Raw genomic sequence first — 25,917 nt, 5'->3', positions numbered from 1 at the left:
CGGGGCGCGTCCTTTTTTGCCAGAACCAGGCAGCCTGACCCAAGGGGCGGCCTGAAGAACGTCCCATCATGATGACATGCGGGCGACGCCTTGCCAACGCCTCAGCCCCTCTCGACCAGCGCCCCAGACGGTCTCTAGAAAGCTATGGCAGCTTCTCGCCCAACAAGAAGTCGAAGAGATTCATGTGGCGGACGCCTTCCTGCCCATAGTCCGACCGGTCCTTCGTGATGAGAACCCGCGGATGGGCGTCCCTCAACTTCGCGAAAGGAGCAAGCTCCCTCTGAAGAACTGCAGGGTCGGCCACCGTCTCGCTCACCTGGATGTAGTGGAGCGCTCCTTCCCGCTGCGCCACGAAGTCGATCTCGCAGCCGGGAAGCGTTCCGACACTTACCTCGTAGCCCCGCCTGACGAGCTCAAGGTACACCATATTCTCGGTAACGTGACCATGATTGCTCTGTCGAAACCCGATGACGCGATTTCGCAGCCCCGGATCCACGACATAGTACTTCCCGTTGGTGCGCAAGCGCTCCTTCCCCCGTATGTCGAAGCGATCGCAGCGATAGAGCAGGTGAGCGCTCTGCATAAGGCGCAGGTAGCTGTCGACGGTTTCGGCCCCCACCCGGTGGCCGCCCGATTTCAGCGCCCGTTCAATGGCCGAAGCCGATGTCAAGTTCCCGATGTTCTCCAGGACGAAGGACGCAACGCGCACGAATGCGGCCTCGTTGCGAATTCTACCTCGCAGGATAATGTCGCGCGTGAATACCGACTCGTAAATACCGTCGAGAAGGGCCTGTTTGAGCGCCTCGTTGGGAGCAAGGGCCACAGCGGGAAACGACCCCTCCCGCAGCCAGAGTTGATAGGCCCCCTCAACCGCCCGGGGGTCGGACGCCTCGACACTGGTAAATTGGCAAAACTCTGCAAGCGACAACGGGAATACGGGCACGCTCACATACCTTCCCGCCAAATACGTCGACTCCTCTCCCGCGAACATGCGAGCGTTCGATCCCGTCACATAGATGTTCAACCCGAACTCAGCCCTAAGCCCGTTGATAGCCTTTTCCCATCCTTCAAGCTCCTGCACCTCGTCAACGAAAAGGTAGGACTGGCTCTGTTGTCGCGCTCGCTCGCCGACAAAGGAAAGAAACGCCGAGGTATCCGTAAGGGGAGCATTTGAGGGCAACTCGAAATCAATATAGATGATGGCCTCGGGAGAAACGCCCTGTTCCACCAAATCATTGCGCAACTGCTTGAGCAAAGTCGATTTGCCGCACCGGCGTACGCCCACGATGACTTTTACTACCTCGGACGAGTGCAGATCGCGAAATTTGTCCATGTAGAACGGTCGTCGAATCATGGTATCGCCCTCCTTGCCCGTTAAAGCGGTCCTTGTAGCCGACGGTGCTATTTTATCTTGCTAGTAATCAGATAAATCCCGAATTTCGAAAATTTTCCGACTAGTAATCGGAAAACGTTCGAAAACGGGGCATTCTACGAATAGAAACCGGAAGCCTATTCTCTGTCCAGAGCACCCAAGCTATTTCCCCGAACCATACTCACAAGTGCGCGCTTCTGCTCGCCGAGGGTCCTAAGCCGTTCAATGCGCTCCCCAGACGCGATTTCGCTCTCCCCACTCCTACCAGTCAATCTCCTCGTAGATGAAGCCCTGCTGCTCGAGGCGAGTGAACAACTCCTCGGGCGTAACCGCCTCCACCTTCGAGGCGGCGAAATCCTTCACATTGCGCGTGACGATGTAGTCGGCGCCTATCTTCTCGGCGCAGCGGGCCACCAGACAGTCCTCGAAATCGTTCCATCGTGCGCGAAGGGCCACCTGAGCATCCTCGGGCGTCACGCTCACAAGCTTCAAGAACGACAGGTTGTTCTCCAGCATAGCCTGGGCCCCGTTACTTCCGAAGTCCTTCCGCAGCAGATAGAACAAATCCGTCAGCATGCTCACGCTGATGTAGGTGTTCGCTTCTCCCACAATGCCGAGCAGGCACGCACGCCGCGACAGCTCGTAGAAGGGCTCGCGTCGCTGGATGTGGTCGAGCACGATGTTGTTATCGAGCATCAGTTCCATAGCGCTCCCCCAATCGCTGGGCACGAACCTCGTCGTCGGAAAGCGCAGGCCCCGTCGTATGGCAGGCGTCGAACGCGGCGACGCGACGGCGGATCTCCTCACGAGAGGGCTTTTCCTGAGCCTCGAAAGGCAGCGCGTCGTGGCGCACCGCGTAATCGAACAGACGCCGCACTGCCGCCGAGGGCGTGTAGCCGCACCTTTGCATGACTGCGGCCCCCTGCTCCTTCACCGCGCCGTCCAAACGCACCGTGAGTACCGATTCCATGGCGACCACCTTTCGTATGACATGTCATACATTCTAGATGGCAGAAGAACCGCTGTCAAGGAGGAGGGGCTGCACCGGATCACCGCGCAGCCCCTCCTCACCTCCTTTTCGCTCAGCCCAAAAGCGCCGTCACCTTCCCCAAGAGGGGCTCGAAGGAGACACCGCGGGCCTCGAAATCGGGTTGTTTGGCTGACACCACCATGGCGTCGGCGGTGAAGTCGGCCGCGAAGGCCGTGGCGCAAGCCAAGTCGCGACCGGCCATGACCGCAGCCAGGAGCGTGCTGGCGAACACGTCGCCGGTGCCGTGGAGCATATAGGGGAGTTTCGCGTTGGTGGTCTCGGTGAAATCAACCGAATCACCCCACACGTAGTTGTGGATGAGGCCGTCACCGTGCTCGATACCCTTCAGCACCACGTTCTTCGCGCCGCGCTCGCGCAGGGCCCCCATGATAGATCGCACGGTCTCCCCGTCCACGTCGGCACCTTCCCATTCGCGACCCAGGATAATGGCAGCCTCGGTGAGGTTCGGCGTGAGAATGTCGGCCCCGTCGGCCAGGGTGCCCATGGCGGCCACGAGTTCGGTCGTGTAGGTGGGGTACACCTTGCCGTGGTCGGCCATCACCGGATCCACCACGCGCAGCGCGTCCGGGTAGGTGTCCCACACCTGCTTGATGATGTCCACCTGCTCGGGCGCGCCGAGAAAGCCCGAGTACACTGCGTCCAACTCCACGCCGATGCCGGCCCAGGCGGCCAGGTAGTCGGCAAGGATGTCGGTCGTGTCGTGCATGTACCAGCCGGGAAAGGCCGTGTGGCTGGAAAACAGGCCCGTGGGCACCGGGCACACATCGCAGCCGGCCGCCGACAGCACGGGAATGGCTACGCCAAGCGAACACTTGCCGTAGCCGCACAGGTCATGGATGGCTGCCACGCGGGGAATATAGCCCTCGCGTCGCTCGTAGAGGGCCGTTGCCTGGGGCGCATGGGTCATGGGAATGCTCCTTCCACTGGGTAATCGCAGCCGATTCTACCCCTTGCGCCGCAGGCACGACCTTAGATTTTTCCGAACGCCAGCGAACTGTTGGCGGCCAGAGGCCAAGGCAGAGCCGTAGTCGCCGCCCCGTCGCAGTCGCCGCTGCCGCCAAGGCCGAGCAGAAGCAGCGTGAGCAGATGGCGAAGACGGCGAACTCTGTCGTCGGTCAGATTGGCTGCGAGGCCGGCCGCCAGCTCATGCGCGGCCTGTTCGGCAACTTACGCCGGTAGAGGATGAGCCCTAAAACACAAGCACTAGAATAACCATGCACCTGGCGTCGACGTAGCGTTTTCGTCAGCAAATTCTTCCTCAAGAAGATATTGACCCAGATAGGGAAGGTTAAAGCGAACGAATCCGCGGCCATCCGCCACAATAAGCCGTCGGTCAATAAGTCGCTGGCGCATCATGGTGCACTGAGACGGCTCCTTTTCCAAGGCTGCGGCAATCTTCCGCGTTTCAGCGCGTCCATCAGCATCAAGAAGCAATGCCATAGTGTGGAGATATCCCCGCACCCCATTGCGCACAGGCCGCAAAGCTGCCTTGAGTACATTTTCGCGATAGGCGGCATAGGCGGTCATCTCAGCCACCGCCACGTCTCCTGGCCCCACAGATACCCACTGTCCTTTTTGGCAGTCACCAGCTACTTCGACAGCGTAAAACCCAATGAGCTGCATAAGGTAGGGATACCCTAAGCTGAAGCGGGCCATATGATCAATGGCCTCTTCGTCAGCGACCAAGTTCGTGCTCAGCGCCAGTAATCCACGAAAAGCATCGTAGGTCTCATCAATGAGTAAGCTTGAAAGTTTGATGTCAAAAGCTCTCTCCATAAATGTGCAACCACGATAAGTGGCTATTTTTTCTTTCGATTCGGGCAGACCGGCCAGCACGAGCATAACTGCGTAGCCTTTTCGCATGGCCATCTGAGCGCCCGTGCAAAGTCCCTCCGCATCGCGCTCCGACATCTTTTGCGCTTCATCCACTGTAATGAGAATCCCCCTGGGCGAGCGCAATCCATCAAGCTTTTCTTGGATCAAATCGGAAAGGTCGATGCCCGTGAAGCTTGTAGATAACGTCGTGGACACTCCCCCCAACGTTACGCCGAATGCTTCCGGTTGCGCGTTTCGCGTTTCTTCTCGCTGGGTACCGCCGGCGAGTTTTTTCACGGCAGACATGAGAGCATCTTCAGCATGAACATCTACAGCAAGCCATTTGTGAGCTATGGCCAGTTCGGAGACCTGCTCAAGAAGTGCCGTTTTTCCGCACCCGCGGTTGCCTGTAATGAAGAGAGCGCGATGGGGGCTAAGGCTGTTATCCAAAGCGTCTCCTACCAGAGAAAGCTCAGATCGGCGACCAAAAAAGTGCTGAGGCTTACCACCAAAGGCTGGAGTAAAGGGGTTCTGGCACATGATTTCACCTCACTTGTCCATTCTCTAAGAGTGCTTATATAAGTAATATACCACTAAGCTATAAATATACCGTATACGCAAAAATATATCTCAGTATTATCGCACGCGCCACCCCTTTCCCGCGTTCGGCGATATAAACAGCTGTTCCCTGAGACGGGCAACGGTGTAGCCCCTCAAAAGGTACTCGAGCACCTCAGACTCCCGCGGCGATAATCCGAATGCCCCGGGAAAACGCCTCAACTTGGGAGATGGCGGTTTTGACGTTTTCCTTTTCGGCACTTGCGAGAATCGCCATAATGTTGATAAGGTCTTGGCGTTAAACCCCTAGCGGTTCTCGATGGCGCCGATGTTCTTCAGGGCGATCTCGATGCGGCCGTCCGGCGTGCTGAAGAACTCGATGAAGTCGGGGTTCTCGCCGTACTCGGCCGGAAAGGTCAGTTCGATGCCCGTGTCGGTGCGAATCTTGTGGTTCTTGGTGACCCGCTTCGCCACGGCCTTCTCCACCACCACGCGCTCGGGAATGGCCCCGGCGTCCACCGCGCGATCGAAGCGCTCCTGGAGCACCGGCTCGTCGGCGAACACCTCGCGTCCCAGCTCATGGGCGTCCACCTCGTCGGAGTCCTCGGCGTTCTCGGCCACGTAGGACTTCGCGCGGGCGAGCGCCCGGGCCGTGTTCGCCCCGTATTCCTCGGCCACTTCCTCCACCACGGTGGTCACGGCCTCGAGCACTTCCTTGCTCGAGGCCTCCATGGAGCACTGCAGCAGGCCGTCGGGAATGAGCCAACGCTTCTCGCCGGCAATCTCGCGCTCCTTGTCCACGAACCACACGGTCATGGCATCGCCGTCGATGAGCGCGAACGACGCCACTTTCTGGGACGGATTCGGCAGAATGGCATGGTGCCGCGCGATGGTAGTGGCCGCATCGCCGAAATCGTTGGAGCCCACCTCGTGCATGTAGGCCTGACGGGCCTCCAGCAATACGATGGCGAAGTACCGCGTGCCGCGGCCCTTGAAGGCGGCCTCGGCCTCCTCGTCGGTCATCTCGCGCACCGTTTGGTCCAGGTCGCCCTCGAAGTCGATGATGAGCAGGTCGGTGGAGGGGGTCTTCTCCATACGCGACAACTCGCCCACGAAAAACTCGCCGATCTGCCGGGTAAGCCCCACGAAGTCGCGCTCGCCGCGGAAGTAGGCCCGCAGCTCCTCGGCGAACAGGCTGTTCTCGGCGAAGGCGCCGCGCTTGCTGTCCAGATTGCCCACGGCCCGCTTGGCCTGGCTCGTCACGTAGCGCTTGGCCGTCTTGTTGCCCAAGTCCATCTCCGTCTGGGCGAACACGTTCACGCAGGACACGAAGTCGAACACATGGAGAATGGCCTTGTTGATGTTCATGAAGCTCCTTCTATTGAGTTTCTTCTAGGGGGTCTCGAGCCAGATGTTCAGATCGGCGTCGGTGTCGATGCCGGGTACGGTGCCCTTGTTGGTGTACTGCCAAATGGCGAAGTTGAAGGTCACCGTGGGATCGTCGATGCCGTACTCGGCGAGCCAGAGCGGATAGGTGGCCCGCTCCTCCACCGACAGGCGCATGAGATCCTGCTGATTGCCGTAGATCATGGGCGAGAAACCGGCCTTCTGAATATGCTCGCAGAAAGCCCGCGCGTTGGCGGCGAACTGGTCGGGCGGCAAGTCGTTGGCCCGGGCGCCCTCGATTTCCACGGGCTCGTGGTCGTAGGCCACCATGTGGAAGGTCACGCCTTCGTGCTCGGCCTCGCGCAGCTGCTCGATGGCGAAGGCGGCCTCTTCGCGGGCCTCCGCCTCGTCCAAGGACTGGGAGAAGAAATAGGCGCTCACGGGAATGCCCGCTGCCTGGGCGCCGATGGCGTTGGCCAGGAAGAACTCGTCCACGTCCAGCTTGCCCTCGGTAGCGCCGCGGTTGCCGATGCGCACAAAGGCGAACTGAGCCCCGGCCCCCGCCACGGCCTCCCAGTCCACCGTGTGCTGGTGCTCGGAAACGTCCACGCCCCACCGGGAGCAAATCTGGTCGTTCTCGTAGTAGACGGGCCGGCCGCCATCCCAAATGAGGTTGTCCCAGTTGTACGGACAGGGAACTTCGGCGATCTGACGGGCCTGCACGCCGGCTTCCGAACTGCCGCAGCCCGTCAGCAGGGTTGCCACGGCGCAGGCGCTCGCCCCTAGAAACGTCCGGCGCGTGAGCAGCGCCGCGACCGGTGCGATCTCGGGCGCCGTCTCCCCCCGCTGCGCGGGGGCGCAGGAGCGCGGAGCCATGGTTCGTGCCGGCACGGTAAAGCCTTCTTTCCCAAAGAACTTAAAAACTGACGGCGCCTATTGTAAACCACCTCTGGGCCCCGTGAGCCCCTCCACGCCGATCACAGACGGGAATAACCCGCTCATCGCCGCAGCCCGCTCGCCCGCCGCGCCTCGGCCGCAGGCAGACCGGCCTAGCGTCCCGAGCCCCGGGAGCCCATATCGTCGCGCAGGGCAGGGTCGAGGAAGTAGCCCTCGGCCGCAAAGCGCTTCTTGTAGGCGAGGAAGCACATCACGACGATGGACAGCGTAGTGGCCGCCGACACCATGAGCAATACAACGATCTGGTACTTCGCCGCGATGATGGGGTCGGCGCCGGCGAGGATCTGGCCCGACATCATGCCGGGAATCTGCACGATGCCCGCAGCCGACAACTGAGCGAGCGTCGGGGTCATACCCGCGCCCACCGCCGCCTTGATGGAGGGAAACGCCGCCTCGCGCGGCGTGGCGCCCAGGGCCACCATGGTGTATATCTCGCTCGCCCGCGAATCCATGGAGGACAGCAGCCGGTCGGTGGCCACAGCCGAGGCGGACAGCGTGTTGCCCAGCATCATGCCCGTTATGGGCACGAGCTGCATGGCGTTGTACCACGGATCGGCATGGATAACGCCTTCCACTACGATGAACGAGATGACGAGCGACGACACCGTGATGGAGGCGAAGGTGTCGGCCCACAGGCCGCCCATGACGTTCTTGGTGCGCCCTGTGGCAATCTGCGTGGCCGCGATGCACATGCCCACGAGCACGAGCCCCACGAGCCACCAGGTCTGATAGCGGAAGAGGTACACGAGCAGAAGCCCCATGGCCAGAAGCTGCACGAAGGCTCGCACCGTGGAGACGGCGATGCGCCGAGTCTGACCGAGCCGCAGCCGCCACGACACGATACCGGCCACCAGCATGAGCAGGCTCGCCCCTACGAGCTCCCCGTAGCCGATGTTCACCACGCCGCCGGTCATCGGCTCGCCCCCTCCAGGATCCCGACCGCGGCCCCCGTCCCCGCCACTGGGGCGTTGTCGGCAGTCACGGGATGGGCCTCGTAGCTGATCGCGCCATCGGCCAAGGTGAACGTTCCGCAGGCGTAGCCGTCGTCGGCCCGGTGGCGAATGCGCAGGCAGGTGGTGGCGCCGGTCAGCAGCGCCCGGGTCAGGCGGCTCACCGCCACGGCAGATTCCTCATCGAGGGCCGCCTCCACCTCGTCGAGCAGCATCACGGTCGGGCGCGTGGCGAAGGCCCGCAGCAGCGCCACCCGGGCCTGCTGGCCGCCCGAGAGCTGGGCCGCATTGTGGTCGAGGGTCACCCCGTTAAGCTGCGCGAGGGCCAGCAGCTCCTCGAGGAACTCATCGCTCGGCGGCTCCGTGCCGGCATTCACCTTCAGCGTCCAGGGAAACCGCAGATTGTCCCGCACGGTGCCCGGCACCAAAGCCGAAGCCTGGGGCACCAGGCACACACGCCGGCGCCATTCGGTGGGATGAAAGCGATCGAAGGGCACGCCGTTCAAGGCAAGGGATCCGCCCGAGCGCGGCAGCATGAGGGCGCAGGCCGCCAGCAGCGTAGACTTCCCCGACCCCGACGGGCCGGTGAGGTTGTACATCCGGCCGCCCTCCAAGGTAAGGCTCACGTCCGAGAAAGGGGCGAAGGGCTCTCCGTTGCGCTGGTATTGCACGCCGATATGTCGGGCTTCAAATACGGTCATGGCCCCATGCTACCCGACCCCGCCCGCCGCGGGGGCGGCGCGCCGCCAACCGTGACCTCCCCGGCAACTGGCGGCACCGCGCGAACCCCGCAGCTCAGCCGACCACCCGGCCCCTTCCGCCCTTCCTCCCCGAGCCCCGCGCCACTCCTCACGCGGGGCCCGCTCGCAGGCAGCCCATTCGCCTGATACCGCCGCCGGCCCCCTTCGGCTCTTTCGCAGCCATACCTGCAAACACCTCTTCGCCCACAATCTCTTGAGACCCCAGGCCCCGTCCTATTATTATGGAAACCATCATCGTAACTGCTCGACGGGATCGCACCGAGAAGAGGCTTCCATGCACGATCTGAACAAGACCATGTTCTACAAAACCTCCTTCGACATTCGCACGACGGATGAGGGCGACGATGCCCTGTGGAGCCTTCTGTGCAGCCTGCGGGCGTGGGCCACGCGCAAGTACCCGGCCCTTCCCCGAGAAGCGGCCTTCTGGAGCGCCCTCAAGCGAACAGGCCGCGTGCCCTTCCAGGAAGGCCGCCCCGTCCGTTTCCGTTCGGAGCTGTGCCTGGAAGACGGCGGGAACCACTGGGCCCTCACCATCGAGGAGATCGCCGAGGAGCCCGGTGCGGCCCCGCGTCACTGGACGACCGAGATCTCCTTCGTCTGGACGGCCGTAGATGCGGGCTCGGTGGCCGTCGCCCTGTCCTATGGCGACACGCCGGGCTTCCTCGGCCCCTGCCAGCCCGAGCCCGAGCTCACTTTCCCTGGCTTCATCCGGACCATTCTGGAAAACGATCGTCTCGTCAGCACCGCCTCGGGCCGGCCTTTGTCCCTTGAGCCCACCTTGCTGCACGTGGGGCAGTTCAAAGATCTGTGGAACTTCATCGCCGATGGCGAGCGGGAGACGCCCCTCGTCTACATCAGCCCCCGTTTCGAGCCCGGCAGCGACGAACCTTCCTTCGCCGTAGACCCGAAACGGGTGGCCGCGGCCTTGGGCCCCTCGGCCTTCGTGTGCTATTCCCAGGACGGGGCATTCACCCAGGAGATGCGCGCGTGCATTCCCGAGCTGGCCTTTCGCTGCTGTCATGGCACCGTACGCGTATACGCCGGCCGTCCACGCGTGGAAGAGCCCGGCGACGCGGGCCGCCACCGCTTCTTCCCGGCCCGAGACATCGAGGCCATGGGCGAGGAGGATTTCATCGGCATCCTGCGCCGGGCGCTGGCCCAGGACGTGCACTTTTACGAGACCATGCTGCGGGCCGACGGGGTGAAACGGCGCCGCGATTGGCTCATTCACACCAAGCAGGTGAAGGACGAGTCCGTCTCGGAAGCCCTGGACATGGCGGAGGCGGCCGAGGAGGAGAAGGCCGTCGCCGTCGATCTTCTGGAGGAGCTGCACCACGAGAACGACCAGCTGAAGGCCCGCAACGACGAGCTCGAAAGCGAGCTGTATCTGGCCCAGGCGAAGGCGACGACCCTCGAGGGCCAGCTCAGCCGGGCGGGACGGCAGACAGAAAGCGCCGACGACCTGCACTGCTGGCCGCTGCCCTATGAAGATATCCTTCGGCTCTTCTGCGCGCACCACGGCGATCGCGTCGATTTCACCGATCGCGCCTATCAGTCGCTGAGCGATTGCATCACGGAGCCGGCGTTGGTCTGGAACGCCCTGCACGACCTGTGCGCCATCGCCCACCCCCTTTTCGCCTCGCGCGATGCCGGCGACTACGCCAAGAAGTTCAACGCCCAATCGGCCTTCGAGCTAAAGCGCGGCGCGGGCAAGATGACCCGCAAGGACAGCCGGCTCATGACCCAGTACCAGGACACCTACCAGGGCCGCGCCATCAACGCGGAGGCCCACCTGGCGAAGGGAAACGATGACGCCAGCCCCAACAGCCTGCGCCTCTACTTCGCCTTCGACGAAGAGACCGGCCGCATCATCGTCTCGCACATCGGCAAGCACCTCGACAACTATTCCACCCGCTACCTGAAGTAGGAGCAGCAACGCGAAAATCGCGCCAATCGCGCCATAATCGCGCCAATCGCGCCATAATCGCGCCATGGCGCAATTCCGAAAGGACGGATTCATGGACGCACAGCAAGCACTCGCACGTTTTCAGGCGAAGGACGGAACCGGCACGTGGGAGGTTTTCACCTGGGGAATCGCGGTTAACGGCGAGCGCTACCACTTCACAAGGCAATCCCACATCGTGTGCGCCGGCCTGCCGGGACGCACCGAGAGGCGCGTTTACCAGACGGAGGAGAAGGACGACGGCTTCGGCGCCATGGCGGCCCTGGCCGTCTACCAGGAGACAGGCAGCATTTCAGACGCCGGCCTCGCCGCCTGGGCCCTGGGAGGCTCGAGCATCAGCACCCACGTCGAAACCCGGGAGATCCCCGGCAGCGTGACCCTCTCCATCGGGCACCTGCGCGTTGGCCGCAGCCGAGGGCATTCCCTGCGCTATCGGGAAGACGGCCGCTGGGTTCAAGTGGACGCCATCCAGCACTTCGCCGATGCGACCCTCGCCGCCATCCGAGCCTATCGCGCAGGAGCGCTGTAGCGCCTCTGTCAGCCGGTCTCCCCCAGCGGGCAGATGCGGTAAGATTCTTGGCGGACCTTGAACCATGCATTGGCCGAAAGGCCAATCGGAAAAAGCGAAGGGCCCTGCAAAGTGGCCTAATCGCCCTTCAAAACGTATGTTCAGAGTTGGAAAGGCAGGAACCCTTGATCTACAACGAACGCGACCTGCGTCAGGCCCAGGCCCTCGACATTGCCCAGAAGATGTGCGTGGCGGCACGGACGGCCCCCAAGGGCAAGGGCGTGGACATCGTGGAATGCGCCGTTGCAGACGGCGACGAGCAGGAGCGCATCGCCTGCGCCATGGAGGCCATCGGCGAAGAGCGCGGCCACAAGTTCTTCCTGCGCGACGCCGACTGCGTGCGCCAGAGCCTGGCCGTGGTGCTCGTGGGCACCCGCGCCAAGGTGCAGGGCCTCAACTGCGGTCGCTGCGGCTTCGCCACGTGCGGCGAGAAACCCGCGTCTGCGCCCTGTGAGGTGAACGCCGTGGACGTAGGCATTGCTCTGGGCGCAGCAGCGGCGAAGGCCGCCGACTACCGCGTAGATACTCGCATCATGTTCTCCGCTGGCGTGGCCGCCGAGCACCTGGGCCTGCTGGGCGAGGACGTGGGGCAGGTGTACGCCATCCCCGTGAGCATCAGCTCCAAGAGCCCTCTGTTCGATAGGGGGTAGTAACTCGCCCGCCATTGCTCATGGCAATCTATACGTCTTTTTCGCGCGAATATTCGCTTAGATTACCATGCCCGCTCCCATTCAGATCCCGGACCACTAAGCTGCTTCGCCACCAATGCCCAAGCTCGCATTGCGCCGATACAGTGTCCCTCTTGTTGATATATTTATGCTATGTATATAATTTTTAGTGTAGCATTATTGCATCATACGTTCACAAGGACACCGCATCATGAATCAAGCCGTGGAAGACATACTCCTGGCAAAAAATGGGTTCGTATCCTCAGCGGATGTGGACACCTTAGGCATACCCAGGGCAACTTTGGCCAGGTCGGCCTCAAACGGGGAACTGCTTCGCATATCGCGGAGCCTGTACTGCACCCCGATGCCTGGGAAGATGAGTGCCTCATAGCTTCGCATCGGTTTGGTCGCGGCATCCTCTCTCACGAAACCGCCCTGTACCTGCAGGGGCTCGCCGAAAGCGCCCCCGAGCGCATCACCATGACTTTCCCGCGAGGATACAACCTGTCATCCGCGACCACCGAGGGCATCATTCCGAAAATCGTTGGCAAGGAACTGCATTCCCTTGGCGAAACGACGGCAGTAACCCCCTATGGCAATGGAGTGAGAGTTCTATGACGCCGAGCGATCCCTTTGCGATATGGTGCGCGGACAAGCCGTCGTCAATACACAAACCTTCAACCCTGCCGTAAAGGCGTACCTCGCCTCACCCGAGCGAAATATCCCAAAGCTCCTTGAATACGCTACCCAACTTGGTGTGGGTAACAAAATCAGAACTTACGTGGAGGTGCTCCTGTGAAAACGACCAATGCTATGCAGCTCAAAGCGATAATCAAAAAGAAGGCCCGCGACGCAAATGTGTCTCCCCAACTCATGCTTCAAAGTTAAGCATGCGATGCAACCTCGAAACACTGGGGCAGGCTTTGGCTGCTACCTATGAAAAACGAGGTGGTGCGAATGTCATCGCAGATTATGAAAAGACGCTTTCCGCCGTCCGAAAAGATGAAGGCCTTACCAAGTTATGGGCCAGATATCTGGAAACACACTCCTATGCGGCCAGCATCGAATTCCCTGAAACCTGCGATTCAGTGACGAAGGCTATGGGAGTGATCAAGGCGTACTTGAGGTAGCACCTCACCCCACTACGGCTTCAAACACGAGCGAGAAGCCAGGGCGGTCCCCCGCGAGGTGAACGCCATGGATGCGGGCTTCGCCCTGGGCTCGGCCGCGGCGAAAGCCGTCGACTACTGGGTAGACACCCGCATCCTCTTCTTCGCCGGCGTGGGCGCCGAATGTCTGGGCCTGCTCGGTTCGAGTCGCTCCTCTTCAGTTGTTGCAAATTCCGCGATAACTGGAGAGGATTGGATATTTCATCCACTCAAGTTCAAACGTCAACTTCCGATAGAATCCTTGCAAGCTCTTTCCCGGTTCCGTTAACGCAGAAAGATAGCGAAGAGCCCTCAACAAACTTAATTCCGGAGTACTCTTCAAATATTTCCTCATCGTCCCACTCGTCATAGCGAGTGCGGATATAGCCCGATTTGTATCGTATCTTATATAATCCAGAAAAGGCGAGTGCATCAATAGGCTCTTTACGAGAACCCATCGACTTCACGAATTCGGCAATTAGAGTATGCTCATAGAGAGCTAAAATTCGCGTACATTCAAGAAAAGTGAATCGATCAGTTTTGTTATTAAAAAACGCGCGTAGAACTGCTGCTTCATAGACTAGATTACTAGCGTTTACATGCATTCCCGTGACAACGAACGCATCCTCGGCAACCATATTCTTCTTCTGTTTAAGGAGTCGAGTTATCCTTTTCTTGGTTCTCGTATTTTGCTCACTTGAGGTCTCAAAATATATTGCATTTCTCAAATATCGCCTTCGACGTTCAGTTCTCCAACGACGAAGGCAGGAGTAGAGCCGCGCAGCTCCTGTCTCAAGCAGTGATTCGAGCATCTCTGCCAAACCCCTTTCCTCAACTGCTTATTACTCAAAAGGACATCGACGAGCCCTCTCGCGTCATGCAATTGTTCCCCTGTGATTGTATAATACGAATCGCCATTTCACCACACATCCCAGGCAGCAGAGAGGCGGGCATCATGGACCACCATTTACGAAACGGAATTGCCCAGAACCCCAATGCACCGCAGGACATACTGCGGGCGCTCTCGCACGACTGGGACGAAGAGGTGCGGAAAAACGTCGCTGGAAACCGCAACACACCGGAGGATACGCTCCGAGAACTCTCACACGACCGGAACGCTGGGGTGCGGACGAGAATCGCTATAAACCGCAATACACCACAAGAGGTACTCTGGGAGCTTGCTCATGATAGTGATCACTACGTACGAAAATCGGTGACTCGCAACAACTCTGCCTCAATAGATCTACTTGGTGAACTCTCACGCGATTGCGATTGGATGCCTCGCGCATCTATCGCCGAAAGCCCGTCCACCCCACCGGACATCCTCCGTGAGCTCTCAAGCGATTGCACCACAGATGTGCGATGGGCTGTAGCAAAAAACCTATCGGCACCGGAAGACATACTTCGCGAACTCTCTCACGACAACGAGGATCTGGTACGCACGGGAGTCGCGCAGAATCCCTCCACACCCCAGGATGTGCTGCGAGAGCTCGCGCGTGATAGCGACGAATGGGTGCGCATGGGTATCGGCGAAAACCCATCTGCGCCGCAGGACGTATTTCGCCTTTTATACCGTGATGTCGACGAAAGAGTGAGGATCAACGTCGCGCGCAACCCCTCCGCGCCGCAGGACGTTCTCCGGGAGCTCTCTCGCGACACCGAAGTACGTGGAAGCCTGGCGTGCAATCCCACCACACCCCAGGACGTGCTCCGCCTTTTGCATCGCGATGTCGACGAGCGCGTGCGGTGTAACGTCGCGCGCAACCCCTCCGCACCGCAGGAACTGCTTCAGATACTCGTCCAAGATAATGAACTGGACGTGCGGAGAGCCGTCGCCGATAATCCAAACGCATCAGGGGACATACTTCGGGATCTCATGCGCGACCGCTTCAGAGAAGTACGCTTGCATGCAGCGGAGAAGATTTCTGCTACCTCCGATCTACTCCGCGAACTCTCGCTTGACGAGGACCTGCTAATGCGGTGTATACCCGCCAGAAGTTCCTCGGCACCACAGGACGTGCTCCGAAGTCTCTCACACGACAGCGAAGAGCCAGTACGCAGATGCGTAGCATGTAACTCCCATGCTCCGCAGGATGTGCTCCGCGAACTGTCACGTGATTGCGAGGGGCGCGTACGCCCATGCATCGCTAGGAATTCTTCCACACCGCAAGATGTGCTCCAAGAGCTTTCTCTGGACACATGGACACAAATAGGCGTTGCCTCAAATCCCTCCACACCGCCGCATGTACTCCGCGAACTCCTCGTCAAGGATGGAATCGCTCTGTGACGCTCAGTAGACAAACGAAACACTTAGCATCCTTGCATAACCTTAATGAAAATATGGGTATCGATCTATGAACCAAAGGAGGCTTGGTAAAAGCCGCCAAGCAATATTTCACCAGTCATCAGGCCGAGAGCGCTCCGTCAAAACTCATTTGCAATAGAAAGTACGATGACATTAGCGGGCAAAACCGACGTCATCACCGAGCTGGCGCACACCTCGTTCCAGCGCTATACCGCCGACCGCATCGCCTCCCAGGCCGACCAGGAGTTCGCCACTTTTGCCAGCCTTCCTGCCGACCTGCGCGATTCATCCATCGCCTACATCAGCAGCATCCACCGCAAGCTGGACACCCTCGGCTACGAGGTGCTCCCCGCCGGCAGCTGCTATCCCGATCGCTGCGTGGCCGCCTTCACGGCCAGCGAAGTGGAGTGCCTCGCTATTCTGGAGCATCGCCGTTGGCTGCGCGAGCGGCAGAAGGCCGGCTGGCGCTACGGTTCTTCCAAGGACGTGGAGCATAAGCGCAGCCCCTACCTGGTGCCCTGGGAGGAGCTACCCGACCGCGCCAAGGAATGGAACCGCTCCGCCGTGCGCAGCATCCCCGGCCTGCTCGCCAGCGTGAACCTCGCCGTGGTGAAGTAAGTTCCTTCCCATACCTTGGATCCGCGTTGCATCGCCTCCGTGCCGCGTCACTGCGGTGGGGGTGTCTGCAAATTCGCAAGCGCGCCTACCAGCTGATATCCTCCATGATCGCCACAACTGTCTCGCACGCCTCAGCGAGGGTCATGCTTCCAACATACGGATACCTATGGGCATACGCCGTCCATCGATCCTGCATGACAGCGTCAGAAGTTACCTCAGCCATCACCTCACGGTAGCGACCCATCCCGCCAAATGAGCCGCGCTTCTCAGACGTAGCCGCAAGGGCATCCCGGAGCACACCCAGTTCCACCTCCGCCTTCCTTGTGAGCCAGAGCGTGCGCAGGTCGTAGTAGTCGCGCGGCCGCGTGTTCGCGATACCGCGGCTCACAACCGTCTCCAGCTTTTCCGCCAGCGTAGTAGGGAGCGGGTAGGCCATGAGCGAGAGCGAGCGGTTGTCAAACATGAGTGGGTAGCTGTACTCAACAGCATCGGGCGTAATTTTGTCTCCTGTAGTCACATCGACGGTGACAGGCGAACGCATCTTGTCATAGCTGGCCAATAGGTGCACGCGTATACCTGGGTAGTCGTCGGCCTCGCGAATATCCTCAGTGCGGACGAACTCAAACGAAAAGTCGTCATCAGCCTCTACAGCCGCAATCTCGCGGAATGCCCTCTCTGCGCTCTCGTGGGTAAGCGGGAAGCCGCGAACTGTCGCGTCGAGGTCCTTGGTACTTCGCCTATCAACCCCCACCAGCGAGCTGATGAGCATGCCTCCCTTGACGACGACCTTGTTCCGCCACAATGAGAGAGATATCCGCTCGAGCAACCTCTCGAGCAGATAGTTCTGCATCACCAACTGCGGCGGTACCCCGCTCTCCTTGGCGCGATTGCCAATAATAGCCTTGAGCTGCATTGCATTTTTGGTCCTCACAGCAGCACCTCCAAGTAGTTGCGTATCTTTTTCTCTACACCGAGTGCTTGCGCGTAATCCAGCAGCTTCTGAACGTCCTTCCCCCCGCTGCGGGCGTACTGCTTCATCGCCGGATTGACCACCTGCACGTCAACGACACGACGTCCCCGGACGATGTCGCAGAGCGTGCGCTCCAGATCGTAGGCGCTCACCTCGTTACCGTACGGGGTCCTGATCGCCGTGAGTCCCAGACCGAGCACCTCATCCGCACACGTGCGCACCTCGATGCCCGCCTCGCGCGCCTTGGTCGCCCCGTACGAGCGCGGGAAGGTCATCGTGAGTTGAAACGGCACGCGATCGGCGTAACCGTGGAGATAGAGCGCAGTTCCGTCCGAGAGGATGCCTTTGGGGAAACGGAGTTGGGTGGCAAGGAATTCGTCTTCCCATGCGCCTGCCAAACAGTAGACACCGCGCTGCACACGCTCAAGATCGCCCGTCTTCACCATGTCCGAGATTCGCGCTCGGGGAATCCCAGCGCCCACAACCTGCGCCGTCGTCACCAGACCGCCGTTCGATTCCGCCAAGTCGACGATAGCTTGCACGCCCATCACCCCTTTTGTCCGTTTACGCTGAATATCTTCCCATATTAAGTCGATACGAACAACAGGAAGCCGAACAGGAACATCTCCCAACCACACGGCTTAGGCGGCGGCACAGGATGAGGAGGGGGACTTCGCGGAAATCTCCGGAACAAATGTCTCAACGCGTCCAAAACTTGTCCCGAGCCCCCTGGCTCGTGAGTTCAGCCGATACAGGCTCTCGAACGAACGATGGGCCGCTACCCCTCTAGTTGCTTGATGGCACGATCGAAATCGCTCTCCAGTTCGCGCATCTCGCGGGCACGGTACGCCTCAAATTCTGCTTCCGCCTTCTGAATGGCCTGCTTGTGCGATACGAGCCCCTTGCCTTCGAGCAACGCGCGCCGCGAGTTGATGATCTCTCGGTCGAGCTCCTCAATCCAGTCCTGCATGGTCATGGTGCGCTCTTCCAACGCTTGCAATTCCGCGTAATCGAGAAAACGGGACACGAGCAGGTTGAGCGTTTGCAACTCTTTTTCGGTGAGATAGTTTTTGGCGATGCGAACGTCAGCCCGCGTCACGTAGTCGCCGTCGAACGTGGTCATGCCCACCAGCGGCTTATCGCGATCAACGCGTTCGTAAATAACTTCAGCCGCCGTGTGCTCATGAGCCGCATAGTGCAGCTTGTTCTGCACCGTTGCGAAGAACGTGCGAGTGATGGACGCTTTGGGATCGTAGTCAATCGCCGTGGCGTAAATGTCCGTCACTTGCTGATAAAGATTGCGTTCGCTGGAGCGAATGTCGCGCACGCGCTGAAGCAACTCGCGGAAATAGCGACTACGACCATCTTTGAGTCGACGATCATCAAGCGCAAATCCTTTAACGGCGTACTCCTTGAGAATCTTGGTCGCCCATTGACGAAAGGCAACACCTTGCTGGGATTTTACCCGATAGCCGACAGAGATTATCATGTCGAGATTGTAGTGCTCAACAATGCGTTCGACCTCACGACCGCCCTCGATTTGAACTGTTGCAAAATTTGCAACAGTTGAATCGGCTTCAAGCTCGCCGTCATCAAACACACTCTGAATATGCCTTGAGATGGTTGACTTATCACGTCCGAAAAGAGCAGACATCTGTCGTTGGGTCAGCCAAACGGTCTCGTCTTCAAGCTGGACATTCAGGCGAATCTCGCCATCGGGTGATTCGTAGATCTCGATGTCGCTCATGAGGGCTCCTTGCAGTGAGAGTACCTACTGCTATGCCCAACTAAGCCCCGGCCAGAATGTCTCCCCCATGCCCATCGCAACGCCTACGCTCTAACAAAAAAGCCGCCGAGCGAACTCGGCGGCCGACAATTCTTGGTCGCGGGGGCCGGATTTGAACCGACGACCTTCGGGTTATGAGCCCGACGAGCTGACCAGACTGCTCCACCCCGCAATGGGTTGCCTCAATGGGCAAGGATTTATATTACTCGTTTGGGCGACGATTGCAAGCCAGCAGCAACACTTTACAGAAAAGGGCACAATTCCTGCATATATAGCCCGCGAAAGCCTCTCGTGCACCAGCCGAGACAGCTCAGGATTGCCCCACCTTCTCGCACCGCGCACGGCTGCCGTGCTATCATGCTCGGCACTATGTTTTCTCAGCTCAAACAAAACGGGCTGCCCTCGTGGGCCTACAAAGCGGCGCTGCTCGTTGCGGCGGCCATCTGGGGCATGGGCACGGTCGTCATTAAATCCACCGTAGACGAGTTCCCGCCTTCCTGGCTCGTGGGCGTGCGCTTCACGGGCGCGGGAATCATCCTCGGCCTCGTCAGCTTCCGCAAGCTACGCGACCGCCTGGCCGCCGACGGCGCGGGCCATCTGCGCGATGGAGCCGTGCTCGGCGTGCTGCTTTTCCTCTCCTACTGGGCGAACTCCTCGGGACTCACCGACACTACTGCCTCCAACAGCTCGTTTCTCACCACGCTGTACGTGGTCATCATCCCGTTTTTCAGCTGGTTCGTCATCCGGAAGAAACCTACGCGGTTCAACATCGTGGCGGCGCTCGCCTGCACAGCCGGCGTCGCCTGCGTCTCCTACACGGGCGCCGGCGCGTTCTCGCTGCGCTTCGGCGATCTCGTCACGCTGCTCTCGGCGCTCTTCCTCAGCCTGCACGTGCTGTACACGGCCAAGTTCGCCCCCGGCCGTTCCATGACGGTGCTCACGGTCATCCAATTCATAGCGGCCGGCATCCTCGGCTTTGCCGCCGGAGCCCTCACCGAGCCGACGCCGGATTTCGCGCACCTGGCACCCGATACCTGGGTGAGCCTCGCCTACCTGACCGTCTTCGCCTCATGCATCGCCCTCGGCCTCCAGAACGCCGCCGTGGCCCGGGTCGATCCCGCCCAGGCGTCGCTCTTCCTCTCCACCGAATGCGTCTTCGGCGTGGTGTTCTCCATCGCCCTGCTCGGCGAAGTGCTCACGCCGTCGTTGTTCGCCGGCTTCGCCCTCATCTTCGCCGGCATCGTCATCAGCGAGTACCTGCCCCTGCGCGCCGAGAAGAAGCGCACCCAACGCGCGGTCGAAGAAAAGACGCCAATCCCTTGCGAAGCCCGCGACTTGGAAGAAGCCGACGCATTCATGCGGTAAATGCGCTCCCTGCCTTATCAAGCCACATCGAGCTCGCAGGCCACCCTCATCGTTTGGCAACGGCAAAGTTCTTCTTCTGAATCTGTAACAGATTTTTTCAGTTTTCTCGTAAATCTGTAAATATTTGTTACAGACTCAGAAGACAAGAAAAAGGCGAGCCGGTTATGCGACTCGCCTAAGAAGCTCGCTTGCGGCAACATCAACCGCCGCTCGCCGTTACTCCCGGCCGTCCCAGCAGTAGGTGCAGATCTTCTCCGGGTCGATGCCGATGGCCTCGATCATGCCCTGAAGGCTCTGGTAGCTCAAAGAATCGAAGCCCATGTCCTCGCAGATGGTCTTCAGCAGGCACTGGCCGCGCTCGGTGGTGGCATCGGCGTACTCGTCCAGATGCGCCACGCCCTCTTCGCCTTCCAGTTGGTCCACTACACGACGGGCGATGAGGTCCATATCGGACTTGCTCGACGAGAAGCTCAGGTACTTGCAGCTGTACATGATGGGCGGGCAGGCGCTGCGCATGTGCACCTCGGCAGCACCCGAATCGTACAGGAAGTTCACCGTCTCGCGCAGCTGGGTGCCGCGCACGATGGAGTCGTCCACGAACAGCAGCTTCTTGTCGCGGATGAGCTCGGGCACCGGCACCTGCTTCATGTTGGCGATCTTGTTGCGCAGATCCTGGCTCGCCGGCATGAAGGAGCGCGGCCAGGTAGGCGTGTACTTGATGAAGGGGCGCCCGAAGGGCATGCCGCTTTCCGTGGAGTACCCGATGGCATGGGGCACGCCGGAGTCGGGCACGCCGGCCACGTAATCCACCTGGGGCTGCGCGCCGCGAGCGGCCTCGTCGCGCGCCATGATGGCGCCGTTGCGATAGCGCATCACTTCCACGTTCATGCCCTCGTAGTTGGAATTGGGGTAGCCGTAGTACACCCACATGAAGGCGCACATCTTCATCTCGTCACGGGCCGGGGCGAGCACCTCCACCGCATCGGGCGTCAGCCGCACGATCTCGGCCGGCCCCAGCTCATACTCATCGTGGTAGCCCAGCTTGTGGTAGGCGAAGCTCTCGAAGGCCACACAATGGCCGTTCTCGTCGCGCCCCACCAGCACGGGCAGGCGCCCCATGAAGTCGCGGGCCGCAATGAGATCGCCCGTATCGGTCATGATGAGCAGCGTGAGCGACCCATCCACCTTCGACTGGGCGTACTGAATGCCGCTGACCAGATCGTCCTTCTGGTTGATGAGGGCCGCCACCAGCTCGGTGGCGTTCACCGCGCCGGAGCTCAAGGCCATGAACTGGGTCGTGCGCCCCGAGAAGTACTCCTCCACCAGTTCCTCGGCGTTGTTGATGGCGCCGATGGTGGTGATGGCGAAGGTGCCCAGGTGCGAGCGCACCAGCAGCGGCTGGGGGTCGGCATCGGAGATGCAGCCGATGGCGCTCGTGCCGTGGAAGCGCACGATGTCGTCCTCGAATTTCGTGCGGAACGGCGTGTTCTCAATGGAATGAATCTGGCGCTGGAACCCGTCGGCGTGATCGCGCACGATCATGCCCGCCCGCCGAGTGCCCAAATGGGAATGGTAGTCCACACCGAAAAAAACATCCAGCACCACGTCGCGCTGGGAAACTGCTCCGAAAAAGCCGCCCACGGAATCCTCCATCTCAGAAAGATCGCTTACCCAATTAGTATAAATGGTGTACCTGTGCCAATGTTGCCAAGCCGTTAAAAGGGCACAAGAATCTGCAAGGGGCACCGCGGCCGCTCGGCAGCCAGCGCAACGCGCCCGGCGGGGGCAAGGCCCTCCTACTCCACCGTGAAGCGACGCTGGCGGTGAGCCGCCAGGGCGTCGGGGGCCAGCTCGCAGCCGATGCCGAATTCGTGACCTTCCCCGTTCAGCGTGATGATGCCGTCGGGCGCCGTATAGGGCGGCACCGTGAGATCGGCGTCGAAGTAGCGGTCCGTGGCACCCAAGTCGCCGGGAATGACCACGCCGGGCAGCGTTTGGAAGGCCGCATGGACGAACCTTGACACGCCCGTGTCGTACATGCCGCTCATGCACACCTCGCGCCCCCGCGAGAGCGCCTTGTGGACGAACTCCAAAGAGCGCTGGATGCCGCCGAACTTGCCGATCTTCACCATGGCGCACCGCAGCTCCGGGTAATCGAAGATGCGAGCGGCCTCGGCGGCGTTCACGAAGGACTCATCCACGCACAGGGGCATGGCCAGCGTATGCTGGAACGAGGCCAGCCGGGAGAAGGCGTTCTCATGGCGGCTCACCCCCGCCGCATCCAGATTCAGCGGCTCCTCGATCCAGCCGATGTCCAGCTCGTCGTAGGAACGCAGCTCGGCCATGTGGTGCAGGCTGAAACTCTGGTTCGCATCCAGCGTGATGAGCAGGTCGGGGAAGGCCCGGCGCACGGCCCGCACCGCCGGCAGCCCCTTGCCCGGAGCCACTTTCAGCTTCACCCGCTGGTAGCCCTGGCGCACGCACTCGCGCACCTCGGCCACGGTCTGGGCCGGCGTGCCCATGCCCACCACAGCCCCGCTGTACACCTGGCGCGGTCGGGCGCGCCGCCCGACGGCCGTCGCGTGGCCCAGGGCCGCGGGCTCTTCCTCGCAGAAGGCGGCCACCCGCGAGAGGCGGTCGAATTCCTCGCCGAGCAGGGCCCACAGCGGCTGCTCGGTCACCTTGCCGAACAGGTCCCAGCAGGCCATCTCGATAGCGCTCATAGCCATGGGAAACCGCTCCATGCCCTCCACTGCCGCCAGGTCGGCAGCCACTTCCCGGGGATGCAGGTAGGTGCCGGCGATCACGCGAGGGGCCAGCACCTCCCGCATGACCGCCAGATCGTCGCCGAGGGTCTCGGGCAAGTACCAGTCAGTGTCGAAGGCCGTGCATTCCCCTACGCCCACGCGGCCCTTCTTGTCCACCACCTCCACGATAACGAGCTCGCGGTAGGTCAGGGTTTCCTTCGGCGTCTTGAAGGGCTTGGAAAACGGCAGGCGCACCTTGTGCAGCACCACGCGCTTGATGTCGATATGCTGGCGGAACAACCCCTCGCAGGCCACCCGATCGACTTTGCCGATACCCGTGCGCGGCATCTCGTCCACGATGCAGATCTGCTCGGGAATGTAAAGGCGCGACAGGCGCCGGGCCAGGGCATCTTTGATGATGGCGGCCGATAGGGGCGGCGCGGCCGGGGCCAGTTCCACAACAGCGGCGGGGCGACGCCCCCACCTCAGGTCGGGCACGCCGAACACGTAGGCATCGGCAATGCCGGGGATGCGCACGAGGGCATCGACGATCTCGGCCGGGTACACGTTCTCTCCGCCGGACACGAACATGTCCGCCGTGCGCTCGCGGATGTAGAGGCACCCCTCGTGCAATGCGGCCGTGTCGCCCGTGAGGAAGAACCCGTCCACCGTGAAGGCCGCCCGCCCGTTGGCGTAGCCGGAAAACACTCCGGGACCGCGCAGGGCCAAGCGGCCGAAGCCGGCGCTGTCCGGCTCCACGATGCGCGCCGAATAGCCGGGCAGCAGCCGCAGGCCACCGGTGAACTGAGGGGTGATGAGCGTGTTCGCCACCTGGCTCGAGGTCTCGGTCATGCCGTAGCTGGCATAGATGCGCGCCTTGGCCTCCAAAGCGAGACTGACCGTGTTCGCGTTCAGGGGGCCGCCCCCCAGCAGCAGGCAGTGGTACTGGGCCAGCACGCTCGGGCGGCAGTTCAGCATATCCTGGAGCATCTTGTCCACCACCGAGATATGGGTGGCGTGCAGCTCCGTGGCGTCGCGGAGCACCGTGCCCGCGTCGAAACGCTCGTAGAGTCGCAGCGACCAGCGGCTGCACACGCTGCGCACGAGCACCTGGAAGCCCCCCACGTGGAAGAAGGGCAGCACCGCCTGCCATAGGCCCCGGTTCAGCGTGCGCGGCGAGAGCACCCGGTTCGACGCCTCGGCCGATTCCACCAGGTTGCGCCAGGTGAGCTCGGCTCCCTTCGGTTTGCCCGTGGTGCCCGAGGTGAACATGATGAGGGCCCGGTGCCCCGCATCGAAGGTGTGGGCCGCCCGCTCGGCGAAGTGGATGGCGTCCTCCACCACGCCGCCGAGGGAATCGTCCACGCGCCCCGTGCGCGATTCTCCCCGCAGCAGCGACTGGCTCACCTGATCGAAGAGCCGCCGCTCGCTCGCGGCATCCACGCGATGGGCGATGCGCACGCCGCAGCGCTCCAGCTCCAAAAGCCGCATGAGCTTCTCGGCATCGGTGAGCCGGTGGTTGAGGACCACCAGCCCGAAGCCCCCGTAGGCAGCGGCCAGGGCCAGAAACACGTACAGGGGGCAATTCGGCAGGTCCACGGCCACCATGTCGCCGGGAAAGACCCCCTTGTCCCGCAGGCGCCGGGCCAGCTGGGCAGCCATGAGCCGCGTCTGGCGATAGGTGTAGGCCGTCTCCTCCCCCGCCCGATCGACGAAGGAGAAGAACACGGCATCGGGCCGCGCCTGAGCAGTGCTTTCAAATATATCGATCATCGACGGATCCCGAACACCCCTCGGCTCCCCATCCTACGGAAACTTCGGGAACTGGGTGAAGTCGGGAACGCGCTTCTCCTTGAAAGCGTCGCGACCCTCTTTGGCCTCATCGGTGGTGTAGTACAGAAGCGTCGCGTCGCCGGCCAGCTGCTGAATGCCCGCCAGGCCATCGGTGGCGGCGTTGAAGGAGGCTTTCATGAAGCGCAGGGCCGTGGGGGAAAACTGCATCATCTCGGCGGCCCAGTCCATGCACTCCCGCTCGAGGTCGTCGAAGGGCACTACCTTGTTCACCAGGCCCATCTCCAGCGCCTCGGCGGCGCTGTACTGGCGGCAGAGGTACCAGATCTCGCGGGCCTTCTTCTGACCCACGATGGCGGCCAAGTACCCTGCGCCGTAACCGGCGTCGAAGGAGCCCACCTTAGGGCCGGTCTGACCGAACTTCGCCGTGTCGGCGGCAATGGTGAGGTCGCACAGGATGGAGAGCACATGCCCCCCGCCGATGGCGTAGCCGTTCACCATGGCGATGACAGGCTTGGGCACCACGCGGATGAGCCGCTGCAGGTCCAGCACGTTCAGGCGCGGGATGGAGTCCTCGCCCACATAGCCGCCATTGCCGCGAATCTTCTGATCGCCGCCAGAGCAGAACGCCTCGTCCTCGTGGGCGCCGCCGTGGTTCACGCCGGTGAGCAAAATGACGCCCACCAAGGCATCGTCGCGGGCCTCGGAGAAGGCGTCGTACATCTCCATGACCGTGAGCGGCGTGAACGCATTGCGACGATGCGGCCGATTGATGGAAATCTTCGCCACCCCGTCGCACAGCTCGTAGCGAATCTCGCGGTACTCCTTGCCGACCTTCCAATCGTAGGTGCTCAAACTTCCGTCCTTCCCCTTATGCGCCCCAAAAATAAGCGCGTTTTCCTAACCGATCATAATACCGCAGAACCCCGTCGCGGTCTGGAAAAACAGCCTCGCTTCAGGAAAAGCACCCTCAGAGGAACTCCGACGGAAGCAACTAGATGCCGCAACACCGAGTTAAGGCTCAAAAAGTGTGCTCCCCACGATGAGTAACCGCGAGGTCGTGCTCGATAAATCGACGCCGCAAGTTGCTCCGCGCCAACTTCTCACTGGCTCAAAAAGCGTGCTCCCGTAGCTGTTG

The 25,917-nt window shown here is 61.2% G+C and carries 26 protein-coding genes and 1 tRNA gene; 9 read left to right on the top strand and 18 right to left on the bottom strand.

Annotated features, from left to right (window positions below):
• Nucleotides 1-142: 142 nt before the first annotated feature.
• The 10 genes from F8D48_RS02790 to F8D48_RS02745 form a co-directional block, all read right to left on the bottom strand.
• Entirely contained in the window at nucleotides 143-1,354 is a 1,212-nt protein-coding gene (locus tag F8D48_RS02790) for an ATP-binding protein (RefSeq protein WP_016309969.1), read from the bottom strand.
• Between the two features lie 279 nt (nucleotides 1,355-1,633).
• Nucleotides 1,634-2,077 carry a type II toxin-antitoxin system VapC family toxin gene (locus F8D48_RS02785; RefSeq protein ID WP_135970475.1) on the bottom strand — a complete coding sequence of 148 codons (444 nt, stop codon included), beginning with the start codon at nucleotides 2,075-2,077 and terminating at the stop codon, nucleotides 1,634-1,636.
• A complete protein-coding gene (locus tag F8D48_RS02780) occupies nucleotides 2,058-2,342 on the bottom strand; it encodes a type II toxin-antitoxin system RelB/DinJ family antitoxin (protein WP_150838739.1) in 285 nt (94 codons plus the stop codon). Before F8D48_RS02780 ends, F8D48_RS02785 begins: the two co-directional genes overlap by 20 nt.
• Nucleotides 2,343-2,454: 112 nt before the next feature.
• Nucleotides 2,455-3,330 (bottom strand): bifunctional hydroxymethylpyrimidine kinase/phosphomethylpyrimidine kinase, encoded by an 876-nt coding sequence (locus F8D48_RS02775; RefSeq protein ID WP_151429875.1) that lies wholly within the window; start codon nucleotides 3,328-3,330, stop codon nucleotides 2,455-2,457.
• Nucleotides 3,331-3,626: 296 nt separating this feature from the next.
• Nucleotides 3,627-4,778, bottom strand: a complete 1,152-nt coding sequence (locus tag F8D48_RS02770) for an ATP-binding protein (protein WP_151429874.1) — start codon at nucleotides 4,776-4,778, stop codon at nucleotides 3,627-3,629.
• Nucleotides 4,779-4,874: 96 nt separating this feature from the next.
• Entirely contained in the window at nucleotides 4,875-5,057 is a 183-nt protein-coding gene (locus tag F8D48_RS12090) for a LuxR C-terminal-related transcriptional regulator (RefSeq protein WP_151429873.1), read from the bottom strand.
• A gap of 45 nt (nucleotides 5,058-5,102) precedes the next feature.
• Nucleotides 5,103-6,164 carry a nucleoid-associated protein gene (locus F8D48_RS02760; protein ID WP_151429872.1) on the bottom strand — a complete coding sequence of 354 codons (1,062 nt, stop codon included), beginning with the start codon at nucleotides 6,162-6,164 and terminating at the stop codon, nucleotides 5,103-5,105.
• A gap of 24 nt (nucleotides 6,165-6,188) precedes the next feature.
• On the bottom strand, nucleotides 6,189-7,073 hold the full coding sequence (locus tag F8D48_RS02755) for a GH25 family lysozyme (RefSeq protein ID WP_135971685.1): 885 nt from the start codon (nucleotides 7,071-7,073) through the stop codon (nucleotides 6,189-6,191).
• A gap of 158 nt (nucleotides 7,074-7,231) precedes the next feature.
• Nucleotides 7,232-8,053, bottom strand: a complete 822-nt coding sequence (locus F8D48_RS02750; RefSeq protein ID WP_151429871.1) for an ABC transporter permease — start codon at nucleotides 8,051-8,053, stop codon at nucleotides 7,232-7,234.
• The gene (locus F8D48_RS02745) at nucleotides 8,050-8,790 is read right to left on the bottom strand and encodes an ABC transporter ATP-binding protein (RefSeq protein WP_151429870.1); all 741 of its coding nucleotides are present in this window, start codon (nucleotides 8,788-8,790) and stop codon (nucleotides 8,050-8,052) included. The genes F8D48_RS02750 and F8D48_RS02745 overlap by 4 nt, the downstream gene beginning before the upstream one ends.
• 334 nt (nucleotides 8,791-9,124) lie before the next feature.
• Here F8D48_RS02745 and F8D48_RS02740 point away from each other — a divergent pair, with 334 nt between their 5' ends.
• The 6 genes from F8D48_RS02740 to F8D48_RS12220 all read left to right on the top strand — a co-directional run bounded on the left by F8D48_RS02740 (nucleotide 9,125) and on the right by F8D48_RS12220 (nucleotide 13,486).
• Nucleotides 9,125-10,777 (top strand): hypothetical protein, encoded by a 1,653-nt coding sequence (locus F8D48_RS02740; protein ID WP_151429869.1) that lies wholly within the window; start codon nucleotides 9,125-9,127, stop codon nucleotides 10,775-10,777.
• Nucleotides 10,778-10,868: 91 nt separating this feature from the next.
• A complete protein-coding gene (locus F8D48_RS02735; protein WP_151429868.1) occupies nucleotides 10,869-11,342 on the top strand; it encodes a hypothetical protein in 474 nt (157 codons plus the stop codon).
• A gap of 164 nt (nucleotides 11,343-11,506) precedes the next feature.
• A complete protein-coding gene (locus F8D48_RS02730; RefSeq protein ID WP_151429867.1) occupies nucleotides 11,507-12,031 on the top strand; it encodes a ferredoxin domain-containing protein in 525 nt (174 codons plus the stop codon).
• Between the two features lie 229 nt (nucleotides 12,032-12,260).
• Nucleotides 12,261-12,440: a type IV toxin-antitoxin system AbiEi family antitoxin domain-containing protein gene (locus tag F8D48_RS12085; RefSeq protein ID WP_257475605.1), complete on the top strand. Its 180-nt coding sequence runs from the start codon at nucleotides 12,261-12,263 to the stop codon at nucleotides 12,438-12,440.
• 499 nt (nucleotides 12,441-12,939) lie between these two features.
• A complete protein-coding gene (locus tag F8D48_RS02720; protein ID WP_151429866.1) occupies nucleotides 12,940-13,179 on the top strand; it encodes a hypothetical protein in 240 nt (79 codons plus the stop codon).
• Between the two features lie 67 nt (nucleotides 13,180-13,246).
• Nucleotides 13,247-13,486, top strand: coding sequence for a DUF2148 domain-containing protein (locus F8D48_RS12220; protein WP_151429865.1), 240 nt, complete (start codon nucleotides 13,247-13,249; stop codon nucleotides 13,484-13,486).
• Here the strand turns inward: F8D48_RS12220 and F8D48_RS11560 are convergent.
• Nucleotides 13,434-14,018 (bottom strand): hypothetical protein, encoded by a 585-nt coding sequence (locus F8D48_RS11560; protein ID WP_170272702.1) that lies wholly within the window; start codon nucleotides 14,016-14,018, stop codon nucleotides 13,434-13,436. The genes F8D48_RS12220 and F8D48_RS11560 overlap by 53 nt on opposite strands.
• A 134-nt stretch (nucleotides 14,019-14,152) precedes the next feature.
• On the opposite strand from F8D48_RS11560, the gene F8D48_RS02710 reads away from it, so the two are divergent.
• Both F8D48_RS02710 and F8D48_RS02705 read left to right on the top strand, forming a co-directional pair.
• Entirely contained in the window at nucleotides 14,153-15,484 is a 1,332-nt protein-coding gene (locus tag F8D48_RS02710; protein ID WP_160324279.1) for a hypothetical protein, read from the top strand.
• Nucleotides 15,485-15,649: 165 nt separating this feature from the next.
• Nucleotides 15,650-16,120 (top strand): RyR domain-containing protein, encoded by a 471-nt coding sequence (locus F8D48_RS02705; protein WP_151429863.1) that lies wholly within the window; start codon nucleotides 15,650-15,652, stop codon nucleotides 16,118-16,120.
• A gap of 85 nt (nucleotides 16,121-16,205) precedes the next feature.
• Here the strand turns inward: F8D48_RS02705 and F8D48_RS02700 are convergent, their stop codons facing one another.
• The 4 genes from F8D48_RS02700 to F8D48_RS02685 form a co-directional block, all read right to left on the bottom strand.
• The gene (locus F8D48_RS02700) at nucleotides 16,206-17,033 is read right to left on the bottom strand and encodes a nucleotidyl transferase AbiEii/AbiGii toxin family protein (RefSeq protein ID WP_201757662.1); all 828 of its coding nucleotides are present in this window, start codon (nucleotides 17,031-17,033) and stop codon (nucleotides 16,206-16,208) included.
• A 14-nt stretch (nucleotides 17,034-17,047) separates the two neighbouring features.
• Nucleotides 17,048-17,638 carry a type IV toxin-antitoxin system AbiEi family antitoxin domain-containing protein gene (locus F8D48_RS02695; protein WP_016309992.1) on the bottom strand — a complete coding sequence of 197 codons (591 nt, stop codon included), beginning with the start codon at nucleotides 17,636-17,638 and terminating at the stop codon, nucleotides 17,048-17,050.
• A gap of 230 nt (nucleotides 17,639-17,868) precedes the next feature.
• Nucleotides 17,869-18,837 carry a virulence RhuM family protein gene (locus F8D48_RS02690; protein WP_151429862.1) on the bottom strand — a complete coding sequence of 323 codons (969 nt, stop codon included), beginning with the start codon at nucleotides 18,835-18,837 and terminating at the stop codon, nucleotides 17,869-17,871.
• Between the two features lie 133 nt (nucleotides 18,838-18,970).
• A tRNA-Met gene (locus tag F8D48_RS02685) sits at nucleotides 18,971-19,048 on the bottom strand.
• 197 nt (nucleotides 19,049-19,245) lie between these two features.
• On the opposite strand from F8D48_RS02685, the gene F8D48_RS02680 reads away from it, so the two are divergent.
• Nucleotides 19,246-20,241 carry a DMT family transporter gene (locus F8D48_RS02680; RefSeq protein WP_151429861.1) on the top strand — a complete coding sequence of 332 codons (996 nt, stop codon included), beginning with the start codon at nucleotides 19,246-19,248 and terminating at the stop codon, nucleotides 20,239-20,241.
• 216 nt (nucleotides 20,242-20,457) lie between these two features.
• Here the strand turns inward: F8D48_RS02680 and F8D48_RS02675 are convergent, their stop codons facing one another.
• The 3 genes from F8D48_RS02675 to menB form a co-directional block, all read right to left on the bottom strand.
• Nucleotides 20,458-21,882, bottom strand: coding sequence for an amidophosphoribosyltransferase (locus F8D48_RS02675; RefSeq protein WP_151429860.1), 1,425 nt, complete (start codon nucleotides 21,880-21,882; stop codon nucleotides 20,458-20,460).
• A gap of 155 nt (nucleotides 21,883-22,037) precedes the next feature.
• A complete protein-coding gene (locus tag F8D48_RS02670) occupies nucleotides 22,038-24,761 on the bottom strand; it encodes an AMP-binding protein (protein ID WP_151429859.1) in 2,724 nt (907 codons plus the stop codon).
• 33 nt (nucleotides 24,762-24,794) lie between these two features.
• The gene (gene menB, locus F8D48_RS02665; RefSeq protein WP_151429858.1) at nucleotides 24,795-25,634 is read right to left on the bottom strand and encodes a 1,4-dihydroxy-2-naphthoyl-CoA synthase; all 840 of its coding nucleotides are present in this window, start codon (nucleotides 25,632-25,634) and stop codon (nucleotides 24,795-24,797) included.
• Nucleotides 25,635-25,917 lie beyond the last annotated feature (283 nt).

It is taken from the genome of Adlercreutzia muris, from assembly GCF_008831045.1.
Taxonomy (GTDB): domain Bacteria; phylum Actinomycetota; class Coriobacteriia; order Coriobacteriales; family Eggerthellaceae; genus Adlercreutzia; species Adlercreutzia muris.
This window is presented reverse-complemented; position numbering and strand designations above follow the sequence as displayed.